This is a genomic window from Streptomyces fructofermentans, assembly GCF_014651055.1.
Taxonomy (GTDB): Bacteria; Actinomycetota; Actinomycetes; order Streptomycetales; family Streptomycetaceae; genus Streptomyces; species Streptomyces fructofermentans.
Genome location: NZ_BMWD01000017.1, coordinates 1 through 14964, shown reverse-complemented (window position 1 = coordinate 14964; position 14964 = coordinate 1). Strand labels below are relative to the sequence as shown.

Below are 14964 nucleotides of genomic sequence, written 5' to 3'. Positions count from 1 at the left end.
CAGGTCGGTCCGGGCCCGGGCCGACCGAAGGGGCACCGGACGTCGGGGCCGACGACCCGGCGGCACCTTCACCCGGCGGCACCTTCCCGCCCGGCACCCTCGGAGCCTGGCGACGACTGCATGCATGTGCATATACTGCATGCGCATGCAGTCGTCGTACGCCTTGCTTCCTGGAGTCCTCATGACCCGCAACTTCCTCTTCCTGCTGGGCAGCAGCCGCGGCGACGGCAACACCGAGCTGCTGGCCCGCCGGGCCGCGGAGCAACTGCCGCCCGGCACGACCCGGCGCTGGCTGAGCCTCGCCGAGCATCCGCTGCCCGACTTCGAGGACCTGCGCCACGACAGCGACCACGTCCGCCCCTCCGAGGGCCCCGCGGCGCTGCTGCTGGACGCCACCCTGGCGGCCACCGACCTCATCATCGCCTCCCCGCTGTACTGGTACTCCGTGTCCGCGCACACCAAGCGCTACCTCGACCACTGGTCGGGCTGGCTGCGCACACCCGGCGCGGACTTCAGGAGGACGATGGCCGGCCGCACGCTGTGGGGCGTCACGGCTCTCGCGCACGCGGAGGAGGAGGTCGCCGAACCGCTCGTCGGCACGCTCAACCACACGGCCGCGTACATGGGGATGCGCTTCGGCGGGGTACTGCTCGGCAACGGCAGCAGGCCCGGGGACATCCTGGCCGACTCCGCCGCCATGGCACGCGCCAAGGCCTTCTTCGCCCAGGAGCCCCCGCTCGCCCGCTTCCCGTACGAGGACTGAGCGACGCGGGGTCGGGCCGGCGCGGGCCGGACCGGCGGCCCGAGGGAGCCCGGCCCCTCCGGCCCGGCCCCTCCGGCCCGGCGCCTACGCCGTGATGTCCTTCGTCGTGAACCGCGCCCACGCCGCCGTGCCGAACACCGCCGCGTACAGCGCCTGGAGTTCGAGGTTGGCGACGAGGTCGTCCCAGTAGACGGGGTCGCGCATGAGGTCGGCGAAGGACAGCCAGTAGTGCGAGAAGAAGTAGGGCTGCACCGCGTGGAGCTGCGGGATCTGGTCGAGGATCTGCACGGTGATCAGCAGCCCCACGGTCGTCGCCATCGCGGCGATCCCGCTGTTGGTCAGGGTGGAGACGAACAGGCCCAGGGCCGCGAACCCGACCAGTGAGGCGGCGACGGCCAGCGCGATGAGCAGCGCCCGTCCCAGCCCCTCGCCGAAGCTGATCCGCGTGCCGGAGATCGTCGTGAGCTCGCCGAGCGGGAACAGGAGCGCGCCCACGATGAGCGCCGAGGCCGCCACGACCAGCGTCGCGACGAGGCAGAAGGCCAGCGTGGTCGCGTACTTGGTGACCAGCAGGCGCGTACGCCCCGCCGGCGCGACCAGCAGATAGCGCAGGGTGCCCGCGTTGGCCTCGCCCGCCACCGAGTCGCCCGCGACGACGCCCACCGCCATCGGCAGGAAGAACGGCAGGGTGGCCGCCAGCGCGGTGAACACCAGGAACAGTCCGTTGTTGGTGATCTGCGCGATGAACGCGGGCCCCTCTCCGCCGCCTCCGGCGGACGACCCGTCGCCCGTCTCGATCCGGATCGCGACGCCGATCAGTACCGGTACCGCCGCGAGCACTCCGAGCAGCGCGATCGTGCGCCAGCGGCGGAGTGTGGTGGTGAGTTCGTTGCGGAGCAGGCCGAGGGTCCACAGGGGGCCCGGTGCCCTTGCCGCGGCGGCCCGTCCCCCGGCGGCGCCGTCCCCGGCCGACGCCTCGGCGGTCTCAGCCCGCGACATCGAATCCCTCCCCCGTGAGCGCCACGAACGCGTCCTCCAGCGAGGCCCGCTCGACCCCGAAGCCCCGGACGCGGACACCCGCCGTCACCAGCGCCGCGTTCACCTCGGCGAGGTCGCGGTCCGGCGGCTCGGCGGTCACCCGGTCCCCGGCGACCACGACGTCGGCGGCGCCCTGCTCCTTCAGCACCCGGCCGGCGTCGGCCGGGTCGGGTGTCGTCACGACGAGTCGCCCCCGCGCGCCCGCCGCCAGCTCGGCCACCGGGCCCTGCGTGATCAGCCTGCCCCGTGCCATCACCGCGGCGTGCGTGCACACCTGCTCGATCTCGTCGAGCAGGTGCGAGGAGAGGAACACGGTGGTGCCGTCCGAGGCCAGCTCCCGCACCAGGGAACGGATTTCACGCATGCCCTGCGGGTCGAGCCCGTTGGTCGGCTCGTCCAGGACCAGCAGCCGCCGCGGCCGGAGCAGCGCGGCGGCGAGCCCGAGGCGCTGTTTCATGCCCAGCGAGTACGCCTTCGCCTTCTTCGCCCCGGCGGCCGTCAGGCCCACCCGGTCGAGTGCCGCCGCGACCCGTGCGCGCCGGGTGCGCGGGTCGGCGGCCGGGTCGGCGGAGTCGTACCGCAGGAGGTTGTCCCGGCCGGACAGGAAGCCGTAGAGGGCGGGGCCCTCGATCAGCGCGCCCACGTGCGGCAGCACCGTGCCCGCGGCGCGCGGCATGGGCCGCCCCAGCACCCGTGCCGTGCCGGACGTCGGCTCGATCAGGCCCATGAGCATGCGGATGGTGGTCGTCTTGCCGGAGCCGTTCGGGCCGAGGAATCCGAACACGCTGCCCGCCGGGACGGCGAGGTCGAGGCCGTCGACGGCGAGCTGTCCTCCGCGGTAGCGCTTGGTGAGCCCGCGGGTGGCGATCACGGTGTCGCCCGCGTCCGCGGTGTCCTCCGTGGGCGTGCTCTCCCCCGTCGCCGCCGGGGCGCCGGCGTCCGCGGGGCCGACCGCTCCGGCCGCTCCGGCCGTGCCCCGCGCGTCCGCCATGTCACCGTCCGCGGTGGACAGTTCCGCCATCGACTCCCTCGATTCGCCGTGCCGCCCGGGACCCCGGACGCTCCCGGGGCCGCGGCTGACGGTCCGCGGCCCCCCGCGGGGCCGCGCGTCCGGTCGGCGGCCACCGGGGACCGCTCCGCTACTCCGCCGCGTCGGCCGCCTTGACCAGGGCCTCCTTGGTGACGGCGCCCGCGTAGACCGTTCCGTCGTCCGTGATGAGCGCGTTGACCAGGCGGGTCGAGAAGACCGTGCCCGAGCCGAACTTGCCGCTCACGTGGTCGCCCAGCGAGTCGAGGAAGCGGCCCGCGTCACCGCCGCCGGACTTCTCCGAGGGCAGGCCCTCGCCGCCCTCGCCCTCGATCCGGGCGATCGAGGTCCAGCCCTTGCCGATGACCTTCAGGCCCTCGAACTCCTCGCCCGGGTGCGCGCCGGCGTCCGGCAGCGCACGCTCCGCCCTGTCCTTGCCGCCCGGCCCGCCGGTCCGGCCCTCGGAGGCGGGCTCGTCGCCCTGCGTGACCTTCGCACCCTTGGGCGGGGTGAAGTCGAAGGTCGACGCGGCCGGCCTGGTGAAGTCGACCTTCGTGAAGCCCGCGTCCACGACGGCCGCGCCGCCGCTCGCGGGGGTCAGCGTGAACTTCAGCGGCAGGCCGGTCCTCGAGTCCACCGCGACCGAGATCGTGCCGACCGTCGAGCCTGAGCCCTTCGGCTCGATCAGCAGCTTGTAGGCGTCGCGCCCCGCGACCCGCATGGTGCCGTCCACGGTCACGGACGTCGTGTCGTCGACCGCCTTCAGCGCCTCCTCGGCCAGGTCCTGCGGCGTGGCCGGGACGTCCTCGGGCTTCTCCTCCGGCGCCTTTCGGCCGGAGCCGGCCGCGGAGTCCTTCACGTGGTACGCCTCGTTCGACGCGCTGTCGTACGCCCACACCTCGTCGCCGTTGCGGATCACGCTGTACTCGGCGGCGTCGTCGAGCAGCGACAGCTTCTGCCGCTCCTCGCCGTCGGCCGCGACGCGCAACGTGTGCGTGCCGGACGCCAGTTCCATCAGCTTGGACGAGGGGTCCGCGGACGAGCCGGAGCCGGCCCCGCCCGCCGCGCCGCCGAGGGCGCCGCCCAGGCCGCCGAGGTCCGGCAGTCCCAGGTCCGTGCTGATCTTCACCGTGCCGGACAGGCGCTCCACGTCCGAGGCGGCGATCTTCTCGATGAGCTGCTGGGCCGTGATGTCCGGCAGGTCGGGGTCGCCGGAACCCGCGAACGCGGGTACCAGTCCGATGGTCGCCGCCGCCACCCCCAGCACTGCGACGGGGACGACGTAGCGCGCGGCCCTGCGCCTGCCGTCGCGCATGCCCTCGTTCGTGTCGTCGTCGGCTTCGTACGGTGCCATGTGTGCCCTACCTCCGTTGTCGGCGGCGGCTGAAACGTCCAGCACTCGTCCACTCCCCGGCCGCCATTGTCACCCGAACTCCTGTGAAGTGGTGTGTCCCATCTGACCAAATCGGCCCGGACAATGCGTCAGACCTCGGAGCCAACTCCGCGTACACCTGGGGTATGACTCGGGTGCACGGCGCCTCCTCCGACCCGTAGGGGTCGCGCCCCGGGACACGTCCGGGCGGCCCGTCGGGGCCTCCACCCGCCGACTCCGTCCCCGCCCGAGCCCGCCGGCTCCGTCCCGCCCGAGCCCGCCGGCTCCCTCCCCGCCCGAGCCCGCCGGCTCCGTCCCCGCCCGAGCCCGCCGGCTCCGTCCCCGCCCGAGCCCGCCGGCTCCGTCCCCGCCCGAGCCCGCCCCGCGTCCTCGCACCCCGCACCTCACGCGGCGCGGCACCGGCCGGTCCTCCCGGAGGAAGGGGCCCGTCGGGCAGGAGCCACCGGCCCCGCCCACGGCGAACACCGGCCCGGTGGGCCGGTTGAGGGACGGCGTGGCCGCCCGGACAGGTGCCACGCAGGGGGAGGCACGGCCCGGTGGGCCGGTTGAGGGACGGCGTGGCCGCCCGGACAGGTGCCACGTACGGGGAGAACCCCGGCCCGGTGGGCCGGCGGCGGGGCGGGGTCAGCCGGCCCGGTGCACCACCGCGTCGCACAGCTCGACCAGCGCCGCCTTGGCGTCGCACTCCGGGAGCGGGGCCAGCGCGGCGCGCGCGTCCTCCGCGTACCGGACGGTGTCCCGGCGGGCCTGTTCGAGGGCCGGGTGCTCGCGCAGCCGGTCCAGCGCCTCCGCGTGCCGCGCGTCGTCCGTCAGGTCCGAGTCGAGCAGCTCCGACAGCGCGATGTCCTCGGCGAGCCCGAGCCGCTCCACCCGCTCGCGCAGGCGCAGCACGGGCATCGTCGCGATGCCCTCGCGCAGGTCCGTGCCCGGGGTCTTGCCGGACTCCCGGGACTCGCTGGCGATGTCCAGCACGTCGTCGGCGAGCTGGAAGGCGACGCCGAGGCGCTCGCCGTACTGCGTCAGCACGTCGACCACCGTCTCGTCGGCGCCCGACATCATGGCGCCGAAACGACCCGCGACCGCGATCAGCGAACCGGTCTTGCCGCCGAGCACGTCCATGTAGTGGTCGATCGGGTCGCGGCCGTCGCGCGGCCCCGCGGTCTCCAGGATCTGGCCGGTGACCAGCCGCTCGAACGCCTCAGCCTGGACCCGTACGGCCTCGGGGCCGAGGTCGGCCAGGATGTGCGAGGCGCGCGCGAACAGGAAGTCGCCGGTGAGGACCGCCACCGAGTTGCCCCACCGGGCGTTCGCGCTGGACACCCCGCGGCGCACGTCCGCCTCGTCCATCACGTCGTCGTGGTACAGCGTGGCGAGGTGGGTCAGCTCCACGACGACGGCGGAGGGCACGACACCGGGCGCGTACGGGTCGCCGAACTGCGCGGCGAGCATCACGAGCAGCGGCCGGAACCGCTTGCCGCCCGCGCGCACGAGGTGCTGCGCGGCCTCCGTGATGAACGGGACCTCGCTCTTGGTGGCCTCGAGCAGTCCCGCCTCGACGGCCGCCAATCCGGCCTGGACATCGGCTTCGAGCGCCTGGTCCCGCACGCTCAGCCCGAACGGCCCGACGACGGTCACGAGGGTCTCCTGTCTGCTGACGCTCTCAACGGCGGTCACTGGATGCTCTGGGGAGCTGGGTGCTGTGGGTGTTTGTCGATGTGTCGCTGCCGGCACTCAAGTCAGCGTATCCGGTCGCCTTTCGATCACAGTGAGCGCCCGCCCGTCACCGGCCATCCCCCTGCCGGACACGCTCCACCTGGCCCTTTTTGCCCCATCGCGCCGGGCCGGGCGCCACTGGATCAAGAAAGGTATCTTCTTGACCTGCCCATATGACACGAAAGACGCCTTTGCGACCGGAGTGGTCACTTTGTCCCGCAGCGAGCACGGCCGGTCCGCGGCCCGCGGACCCGCCGCCGCGCCCCGCGGCGGACCCCTCCGCCGCCCGGCGGACCGGGGCGGCCCCACCGGCACGGGGCACGTGCGTCACGGTCCGCCGTCACCCGGCCGGACCCGCGCACGCCGCCCTCCGTGCGCCGCCCAGGACGCGCCGCACGACGTACCCGCCGCTCCGAGGTGACACCCATGCGCATCCGTACGTCCTTCCCCCACGACACGGCCCACGAGGACCTCCGGGTGCCCCTGTCGGACGGAACCAAGCTGCACGCGCGTGTATGGCGCCCGCTCACCGGCGAACCCGTACCGGCCCTGCTGGAGTACGACCTGTACCGGCTCAGCGACTGGACCGCCCCGCGGGACGCGCAGCGCCACCCCTGGTACGCCGGGCACGGCTACGCGTCCGTGCGCGTGGACATGCGCGGGCACGGCAACTCCGAGGGGGTGCCGGACGGCGCCCACCACGCGGAGGCCGCCGACGGGGCCGAGGTGGTGGACTGGCTCGCCGCGCAGCCCTGGTGCACCGGCGCGGTGGGCATGTTCGGGATCGCCCGGGGCGCTCTCGCCGCCCTCCGGGTCGCGGCGCTGGCGCCCGGGCCGCTGAAGGCCGTCGTCGCCGTCTGCGCGACGGACGGCACGCACGGCGACCCCGGCCACCGGGAAGGATCCGCCCCGGACGCCGGCCCGCTCGCCGGGACCGCGACGGCGCTCGCGTACGCCGCGCGCCCCCCGGACCCGGCGTACACGGGCGAGGACGGGAACACCCTCTGGGTCCGGCGGCTGCGGGCCGTGGTCCCGCCCTCGCACGAGTGGGCGGCGGACCAGGCGCACGGCCACCACCGGCGGCACGGCGCGGTGCCGGAGGACTGCGCGGCGGTGCGGGCCGCCGTCCTCGCGGTCGGCGGCGGGCACGACCCGTACCGCGACACCGTGCTGCGGCTCGTGGAGCACCTGCCACCCGACCGCGTACGGGGCCTGATCGGGCCCTGGGCCCACCAGTACCCTGACCGGGGGCGGTCGCCCGGGCCGGCGATCGGCTTCCTCCAGGAGACGCTGCGCTGGTGGGACCACTGGCTGAGGGGCACCCCGGGCACCGCGCCCGGCGGCACGCCCCGCGGAGCGGGCGGCGGAGCCGACAGCGGCAGCCGCGCCGGGACGGAAGGCGGGTCGGAAGGCGGGTCGGACGACGTGGCCCGCGGGGCCGACCGGGCCGACTCGGGCGAGGCCGAGTCGGCCTCGGCCGACTGGGCCGACTGGGCCGACGACCGCATCGGCGCGCACGGCACCGGCGGAGTGATGTCCACCCCCCTGCTGCGCTCGTACATCGCCGACTCGCACCCGCCTGCGACGCCGATGCCGACGCCGACCGGCCGCTGGGTCGGCGACCCGTCCTGGCCCTCCCCTCTGGTCGCCCCGGTGGCGTACGTGCTCCGGGGCAGGCCCGTGGCCGTGCGGTCCTCCCAGCACACGGGGATCGACGCGGGTGCCTTCCCGCCCGTCGGCGGCGACGCGGACCTGCCGCCCGACCAGCGGGAGGAGGACGCCAGGTCGGCGTGCTTCGAGTTCGAGGTACCGGAGGAGATCTGGGTGCTGGGCCGCCCCCGGGTACGCCTGCGCCTCACCGCGCGGGCGGCGCGCGGACAGGTCGCGGCCCGGCTGTGCGACGTGGCACCCGACGGCGCCTCGACCCTCGTCACCCGGGGCGTCCTCGACCTGCCGGCCCGTCGCGGAGCCGACCGGGACGACGCCCTGGACCCGGACGACACGGAGGACGTGGTCCTCGACCTGCACGCCGTCGGCCACGCCTTCCCGCCGGGGCACCGCATCCGGCTCGCCGTGTCGTCCGCGTACTGGCCGCGCATCTGGCCCCAGCCCGGATCCGGCGCCGGGTTCACCCTCACGCCGACGGGCAGCCTGCTCGAACTCCCGCTGCGCGCCCAGGAGTCGGACCCCTCGATCACGTTCGGGGAACCGGAGCAGGCGGAGCCGATGGGGGTGAACACCCCCGCCACCCTGGACGAGCCGCGCCCCGAGCGGCTCGTGGTCCACGACGTCGCCAAGGGCGAGTGGCGCCTGGAGACCGACCCCTGCCCCGGCGGGACCCGGGTGTACCCCGACGGCCTCGAAGTCACCGAGGACGCAGGGGAGGCGTACACGATCGGCTCCGCCGACCCCCTGTCGGCGTGCGTGCGGTCCCACTCGTCGATCCGCCTGCACCGGCCGGACCTGCCGTGGGACGCGAGGATCGAGGCCCGCTCCCAAATCACCTGCGACGAGGCGGACTTCATCACGTTCGACGAGCTGGTCTGCAAAAGCGGCGACGAGGTCGTGTTCCACCGCACGTGGGAGAAGCGGATTCCGCGCGCCTCGGGCTGAACCCGGGCGACGGACGCCCGCGGCGCGGCGGCGGGCGGGCAGCGGCGCAGCGGCGGGCGGGGCGGGCAGCGGCGCAGCGGGCGAGCGTCGGGGACGGCCGACCGCGGGCCGCGGGCCGCGGGTGCGCTGGAAGGCGGGTGCGGCGGGTGCGGCGGGCGGCGGGTGCGGTGGGTGCGGTGGGTGCGGTGGGCAAGCGCACCACCCCTGCGCCCACCTTGTCCCTATTGGGCAATCATCAGCACATCTGCGCTCTATCGAACCATTCATGACTGTTCGCGCAGACCCTTCGGCGCACCTGACGCGCGCCCGCACACCCCAGGAGCACACTCACCCAATTCGGTCATTACATCCCATTCACTCCTCGTCGAATCGCGCCCGACTTGCCCGTTTTAGCGATGACTCGCACCTAATAACCCACCCACGCCCGTGAATTGGGTCACCCCCCTGCCCGCCGCCGATCCGGCCGCGACCGCGCGATTTCCCTTTGCCGAAAGCAAGTTGAACTTTGCCTTCCGGATGGATCAAGAGGTACGAAACGCCCTCACCAGGCAAATGACCTTGCTCTGTGATTTCAGGGCTTGTTCACGACATGTGCTCTCGCATACCTTCACGTCACTCCGGACGGAACGCCTCATCCTGCCGCCGCCCGGAACTCCCAGTCATCCATCACTCGCACACGGCAGGAGCGGGGGACCCAGGTAAGTCGCCGGTCCGGTCCCCGGAACGGCTAGGGGTGAAGTCGCGTACAGCACGCGGCCGGGCATCTCCCGCCCGAACCCGACAGCTCACCTCGCAGGCGCCGGAGAGGAAAAGCACCATGCCCGCACGCGGCAACCAGCGTCGTCACCGCTTCACCCCCCTCACCCGCGGCATCGTGGCCGTGACCACCGGCGGAGCCGCGCTCGCGCTTCCGCTCATGGGGGCCACCGGCGCCCACGCGGCCCAGCCGACCCGGGCCGTGCAGGCCGCCGCACCGCAGGTCTCGCTGATCACGTACAAGGTCGTCGAGGGCGACACCCTGGCCACGATCGCGAAGAAGCACCCCACCAGCGGCGGCTGGAAGGACCTGTACAAGGCCAACCGCGCGGTCATAGGCAACGACCCGGCGCACATCCGCCCGGGCCTCGTGATCACCGTGGGCACGAAGAACGCCAAGGGCACCGCGAAGGCCCCGGCGACGGCCGCGCCCGTCGCCGCGAAGACCTCGTACGCGAACAACCTCGACGGCTGGATCCGGGAGTCGCTGGACATCATGGCCAAGAAGGGCATCCCCGGCAGCTACGACGGCATCCACCGCAACATCCTGCGCGAGTCGTCCGGCAACCCGCAGGCCATGAACAACTGGGACTCCAACGCCGTGGCCGGCACGCCGTCGAAGGGCCTCCTCCAGGTCATCGACCCGACCTTCGCCGCCTACCACGTGTCCGGCACCCCGATGGACCCGTTCGACCCGGTCGCCAACATCACCGCCGCGTGCAACTACGCCGCCGCGAAGTACGGCTCGATCGACAACGTCTTCGGGGCCTACTGACCGGAGAGCATCCGTTCGAGGACGACGGCGATGCCGTCGTCCTCGTTCGACAGGGTGATCTCGTCGGCCACGGCCCTGAGTTCGGCGTGGGCGTTGGCCATGGCGACCCCGTGGGCGGCCCAGTCGAACATGGGGATGTCGTTGGGCATGTCCCCGAAGGCGATGGTCTCGGCCGAGGTCAGGCCCAGCCGCCCCGCCGCCAGCGCGAGTCCGGTGGCCTTCGTGATGCCGCATGGCTGGAGTTCGACGGTGCCGGGGCCGGACATCGTCACGCTGGCGAGGGAACCCACCGCTCCGCGGGCGGCCGACGCCAACTCGTCGTCGGACAGCCTCGGGTGGCGCAGCAGGACCTTGCTGATCGGGGCCGTCCACAGGGCGGCACGGCGCGGCACGCGCACCGCGGGCAGGGTCGGGTGGGGCATCTCGTAGCCCGGCTCGATGAGCGTGAGCCCGTCGACCCCGTCCTGGTCGACGGCCGCGTACACCTCGCCGACCTCCGCCTCGATCTTGCCGAGCGCCGTCTCGGCCAACTCCCGGTCCAGGGTGACCGACCACAGCATGCGGTTCTCGGCGGCGTCGTAGAGCTGAGCCCCCTGACCGCACACCGCGAGCCCCCGGCTGCCCAGTTCGTCGAGCAGGGGCCGTACGCGCGGGACCGGGCGCCCCGTCACCACGAGATGCCGCGCGCCCCCCTCGACCGCCTTCGCCAGCGCGGCCCGCGACCGGTCGGAGACGGTGTCGTCGCCGCGAAGCAACGTTCCGTCCAGGTCAGTGGCGATAAGTGCATATGCAGTCGGTGGGGCCATGATCAGAGAATACGGACCCGTCGGCCCACCGACCCGACGGGAACCGGACGTCGTCCGGCACCTCGACCGTCCCACTCCTCCCGGCACCCTCCCGGCGGCACCCGTGCCCGGGAAATCGGCCACCGCCCCTTCCCCGTCCGGCGGTTGGGACCGTCGCCGCCGAACCCTCGATCGCCGCGCCCGCCGCGCCGTTGCGTCCGACCCGTCAACTCCCCCTCCGCGCAAGCCAGGTCGAGGGAGCCGGCGCCCTCGAAGAGGGAGCGCCGCCACCACCGGGACGGGCGGGCCGTACGCGGCACCGCACACGGCACGGCACCGGGGAGCACCGCAGGGCAGGACCCGACACGGCGACCAATCGGACATTCCCAACTCTTCAGACACTGCCCAAGAGCGTCGCCTGCACGTAACGTGTGCCTCACCCACCCGGAAAGTGAGGCAGCACCCGATGCCCCCCTTCGATGTCCCCGAGGGCGATCCCTTCGGCCCGCACAATCTTCCGTACGGCGTCTTCTCGCTTCCCGGCTCCGACCGGCGCAGCGTGGGCGTCCGGCTGGGCGACCACGTCCTGGACGCGGGTGCCGCCGCGGTGGAGCTGGGCTCCCCGTACGCCGCGCTGCTCGCCCGGCCCTCGCTGAACCCGCTGCTCGCGGCCGGCCGCACGGCGTGGTCGGACGTGCGTCGCGCGCTCACCGCCTGGGTGACGGTGCCGGCCCACCGGGAGGCCGTCGCGCCCCTGTTGCACCCGCTCTCCGAGGTGACGCTCCACCTGCCCTTCGAGGTGGCCGACTACGTCGACTTCTACGCCTCCGAGAACCACGCCCGCAACGTCGGCCGGATCTTCCGCCCCGACGCCGAGGACTCCCTCACGCCCAACTGGAAGCACCTGCCGATCGGCTACCACGGCCGCTCGGGCACCGTCGTGGTCTCCGGGACCGACGTCGTGCGCCCCTCCGGCCAGCGCAAGGCCCCCGCGGACCCGGCACCGGTCTTCGGCCCGTCCGTACGCCTGGACATCGAGGCCGAGGTCGGCTTCGTCGTCGGCGCCCCCTCGACGATGGGCACTCCGGTGCCGCTCGGCGGGTTCCGCGACCACGTCTTCGGCCTCTGCCTCCTCAACGACTGGTCCGCCCGCGACCTCCAGGCCTGGGAGTACGTGCCCCTCGGCCCCTTCCTCGGCAAGTCCTTCGCCACCTCGGTGTCCGCATGGATCACCCCGCTCGACGCCCTGGACGACGCCCTGGTCGCGCCTCCCGGGCGGACGCACCCGCTGCTGCCCTACCTGGACGACGCGTCGGAGGAGCCCGGCGGCTACGACCTGCGCATCTCCGTCGCCGTCAACGGCCATGTGATCTCCGAGCCGCCCTTCTCGACCATGTACTGGACGGCGGCGCAGCAGCTCGCCCACATGACGGTGAACGGCGCCTCCCTGCGCACCGGCGACCTGTACGGCTCGGGCACGGTGAGCGGGGCGTCCGAGAACCAGCGGGGCTCGCTCCTGGAACTGACCTGGAACGGCCGCGACACCCTCGAACTGCCCGACGGCAAGAGGACGTTCCTCGAGGACGGGGACGTCGTGACCCTGACGGCCTGGGCTCCGGGACCGGACGGCACACGCGTGGGTCTGGGCGAGGTGACGGGCCGGGTCGTGGCGGGCGCGTAGCCCCCGCCACGACCCGGCCCGGTGACCGTCACGGCCGGGCGGGGCGGCGGCCCACCCGGCCGTGACGGCTACATCCAGTCGTCAGGCTCCGGTTCCGGCTCCTCGTCGAACCCGGACCAGTCCAGCGCGGACTCCGCGCCCCCGTCGGCCGACGCCCCCGCGACCGGTCCTCCGGTGCTCCTGGGCGACGCGCTCCGGGGGACCGCACCACGCGGCGCCGCCTCCTTCCGGGGCGGACCGCCGGGTACGGCTCCCTTCGGCGCCGCGCCTCCCGGCACGGCCGAACCGGACGCGTCCCCGTCCGGCGTCCCGCTTCCCGCGGCGGGGCGCTCCAGGGAGGCGAGCACACCGATCACTCCCTCCCCGTACGTCATGAGCTTCTTCTCGCCGACTCCGCCCACTCCGCCGAGTTCGGCCACGGACGCGGGCCACACCGTGGCGATCTCCCGCAGCGTCGCGTCGTGGAAGATGACGTAGGCCGGGACGCCCTGCTCCTTGGCCTGGGCCCCGCGCCACGCGCGCAGTGCCTCGAAGGCGGGCTGCAGGCCCTCCGGCAGCTCGGCAGCCGCGGTCTTCGCCCTGCGCTCCCCCCGGCCACCGGAGGACCGCGCGGTCGCGGGCCTGGCCTGCTCCTTGCGCAGCGGCACCTCCCGCTCGCGCCGCAGCACGGTCCCGCTCGCCTCGGTCAGCACCAGCGTCCCGTAGTCGCCCTCGACCGCGAGGAGTCCCTGCGCCAGCAACTGGCGGACGACTCCCCTCCACTCGCCCTCGGTCAGGTCCTCGCCGATGCCGAACACGGACAGCTGGTCGTGGTCGAACTGGATGACCTTCGCCGACCTGCGCCCGAGCAGGATGTCGACGATCTGCACCGCCCCGAACTTCTGCCCCCGCTCACGCTGGAGCCGCACCACCGTGGACAGCACCTTCTGCGCCGCGACCGTGCCGTCCCAGGTCTCGGGAGGGGTGAGGCAGGTGTCGCAGTTCCCGCAGGCCGGGGCCGCGGAGTCCTGGCCGAAGTAGGCGAGCAACTGGCCGCGCCGGCAGCCCGCCGTCTCGCACAGCGCGAGCATCGCCTCCAGGTGGGCGGCCGCCCGGCGCCGGAACGCCTCGTCGCCCTCGCTCGACTGGATCATCTTGCGCTGCTGGATGACGTCGTTCAGCCCGTACGCCATCCACGCCGTGGACGGCAGGCCGTCCCGGCCCGCGCGGCCCGTCTCCTGGTAGTAGCCCTCGACGGACTTCGGCAGGTCGAGGTGGGCGACGAACCGCACGTCGGGCTTGTCGATGCCCATGCCGAAGGCGATGGTGGCGCACACCACCAGACCGTCCTCGCGCAGGAAGCGCGACTGGTGCGCGGCGCGCGTGCCCGCGTCCAGGCCCGCGTGGTACGGCACCGCGGCGATGCCGTTGCGGGCGAGGAACTCCGCCGTCCTCTCCACCGAGTTGCGCGAGAGGCAGTACACGATGCCCGCGTCGCCCGGGTGCTCCTGCTGCAGGAAGGCCAGGAGCTGCTTCTTCGGGTCGGCCTTGGGCACGATCCGGTACTGGATGTTGGGCCGGTCGAAGCTCGCCACGAAGTGACGGGCGTCCGGCATCCCCAGACGCTGGGTGATCTCCTGGTGGGTGGCGTGCGTGGCGGTCGCGGTCAGCGCGATGCGCGGCACGTCCGGCCACCGCTCGCCCAGCAGGGACAGCGCGAGGTAGTCGGGGCGGAAGTCGTGGCCCCACTGGGACACGCAGTGGGCCTCGTCGATGGCGAAGACGGAGATCTTGCCGCGCGAGAGGAGGTCGAGGGTGGACTCCAGGCGCAGCCGCTCGGGCGCGAGGTAGATCACGTCGAGCTCGCCCGCGAGGAACTCGGCCTCGACCACGCGCCGCTCGTCGAAGTCCTGCGTGGAGTTCATGAACCCGGCGCGCACGCCGAGCGCCCGCAGGGCGTCCACCTGGTCCTGCATCAGCGCGATGAGGGGCGAGACCACCACGCCGGTGCCCGGTCTGACCATGGCCGGGATCTGGTAGCAGAGCGACTTGCCGCCGCCGGTCGGCATGAGGACCACGGCGTCCCCGCCCGCCACCACGTGATCGATGACGGCTTCCTGCTCGCCGCGGAACGATTCGTACCCGAAGACCCGGTGGAGGGTGGCCAGCGCCTCGCTGCCCGAGAACCCGTCGGGCCCGCCCCCGGCCGGTCCCGGTCCCGCTGTCCGCCCGCCGGTGTCCGCGGCCCTGTCGTCGTCCGTCATCTCGTCCGTCCCGCCCGTCCCGCTCATCGCCCTGTCCCCCGCACGTCCTGCTCGACCACTGCCTCCACGATAGGGGTCCGCACCGACAGCCCCGGGGTTGTCCACAGACCGCACCGCACGGCTTTCACGTTCGAGCCGGGGCGCGGGACGGGAAACGGGCGACGGCCCGGCCCCCTC

10 protein-coding genes and 1 riboswitch are annotated in these 14964 nt (G+C 73.7%); of the genes, 4 read left to right on the top strand and 6 right to left on the bottom strand.

The genetic code is table 11. The features are described from left to right. Positions 1-181 precede the first annotated feature (181 nt). Entirely contained in the window at positions 182-763 is a 582-nt protein-coding gene (locus IE265_RS22425; protein WP_190037580.1) for a flavodoxin family protein, read from the top strand. Between the two features lie 84 nt (positions 764-847). On the opposite strand, the gene IE265_RS22420 is transcribed toward IE265_RS22425, so the two are convergent. The 4 genes from IE265_RS22420 to IE265_RS22405 all read right to left on the bottom strand — a co-directional run bounded on the left by IE265_RS22420 (position 848) and on the right by IE265_RS22405 (position 5856). Continuing rightward, on the bottom strand, positions 848-1762 hold the full coding sequence (locus IE265_RS22420; protein WP_190037449.1) for an ABC transporter permease: 915 nt from the start codon (positions 1760-1762) through the stop codon (positions 848-850). Beyond that, the gene (locus tag IE265_RS22415; RefSeq protein WP_373302998.1) at positions 1749-2792 is read right to left on the bottom strand and encodes an ABC transporter ATP-binding protein; all 1044 of its coding nucleotides are present in this window, start codon (positions 2790-2792) and stop codon (positions 1749-1751) included. The genes IE265_RS22420 and IE265_RS22415 overlap by 14 nt, the downstream gene beginning before the upstream one ends. A 148-nt stretch (positions 2793-2940) precedes the next feature. Continuing rightward, entirely contained in the window at positions 2941-4182 is a 1242-nt protein-coding gene (locus IE265_RS22410) for a LolA family protein (RefSeq protein WP_190037448.1), read from the bottom strand. A 663-nt stretch (positions 4183-4845) separates the two neighbouring features. Further along, positions 4846-5856: a polyprenyl synthetase family protein gene (locus IE265_RS22405; protein WP_190037578.1), complete on the bottom strand. Its 1011-nt coding sequence runs from the start codon at positions 5854-5856 to the stop codon at positions 4846-4848. Positions 5857-6360: 504 nt separating this feature from the next. On the opposite strand from IE265_RS22405, the gene IE265_RS22400 reads away from it, so the two are divergent. Together IE265_RS22400 and IE265_RS22395 are read left to right on the top strand one after the other, a co-directional pair. After that, positions 6361-8547, top strand: coding sequence for a CocE/NonD family hydrolase (locus tag IE265_RS22400; protein ID WP_190037447.1), 2187 nt, complete (start codon positions 6361-6363; stop codon positions 8545-8547). 657 nt (positions 8548-9204) lie between these two features. Further along, positions 9205-9361: riboswitch (cyclic di-AMP (ydaO/yuaA leader) on the top strand. Between the two features lie 3 nt (positions 9362-9364). Next, the gene (locus tag IE265_RS22395) at positions 9365-10078 is read left to right on the top strand and encodes a LysM peptidoglycan-binding domain-containing protein (protein ID WP_190037446.1); all 714 of its coding nucleotides are present in this window, start codon (positions 9365-9367) and stop codon (positions 10076-10078) included. On the opposite strand, the gene IE265_RS22390 is transcribed toward IE265_RS22395, so the two are convergent. Then, positions 10072-10884, bottom strand: coding sequence for an HAD family hydrolase (locus IE265_RS22390; protein ID WP_190037445.1), 813 nt, complete (start codon positions 10882-10884; stop codon positions 10072-10074). The genes IE265_RS22395 and IE265_RS22390 overlap by 7 nt on opposite strands. A 445-nt stretch (positions 10885-11329) precedes the next feature. On the opposite strand from IE265_RS22390, the gene fahA reads away from it, so the two are divergent. Continuing rightward, positions 11330-12544: a fumarylacetoacetase gene (fahA, locus tag IE265_RS22385; protein ID WP_190037444.1), complete on the top strand. Its 1215-nt coding sequence runs from the start codon at positions 11330-11332 to the stop codon at positions 12542-12544. Positions 12545-12612: 68 nt separating this feature from the next. On the opposite strand, the gene recQ is transcribed toward fahA, so the two are convergent. Beyond that, positions 12613-14814 carry a DNA helicase RecQ gene (gene recQ, locus IE265_RS22380; protein WP_190037443.1) on the bottom strand — a complete coding sequence of 734 codons (2202 nt, stop codon included), beginning with the start codon at positions 14812-14814 and terminating at the stop codon, positions 12613-12615. Between the last annotated feature and the right edge of the window lie 150 nt (positions 14815-14964).

Coding starts and splice junctions, on each gene's coding strand:
- IE265_RS22425 (WP_190037580.1), top strand. CDS start 182: ATGACCCGCAACTTCCTCTTCCTGCTGGGCAGCAGCCGCGGCGACGGC.
- IE265_RS22420 (WP_190037449.1), bottom strand. CDS start 1,762: ATGTCGCGGGCTGAGACCGCCGAGGCGTCGGCCGGGGACGGCGCCGCC.
- IE265_RS22415 (WP_373302998.1), bottom strand. CDS start 2,792: ATGGCGGACGCGCGGGGCACGGCCGGAGCGGCCGGAGCGGTCGGCCCC.
- IE265_RS22410 (WP_190037448.1), bottom strand. CDS start 4,182: ATGGCACCGTACGAAGCCGACGACGACACGAACGAGGGCATGCGCGAC.
- IE265_RS22400 (WP_190037447.1), top strand. CDS start 6,361: ATGCGCATCCGTACGTCCTTCCCCCACGACACGGCCCACGAGGACCTC.
- IE265_RS22395 (WP_190037446.1), top strand. CDS start 9,365: ATGCCCGCACGCGGCAACCAGCGTCGTCACCGCTTCACCCCCCTCACC.
- IE265_RS22390 (WP_190037445.1), bottom strand. CDS start 10,884: ATGGCCCCACCGACTGCATATGCACTTATCGCCACTGACCTGGACGGA.
- fahA (WP_190037444.1), top strand. CDS start 11,330: ATGCCCCCCTTCGATGTCCCCGAGGGCGATCCCTTCGGCCCGCACAAT.
- recQ (WP_190037443.1), bottom strand. CDS start 14,814: ATGAGCGGGACGGGCGGGACGGACGAGATGACGGACGACGACAGGGCC.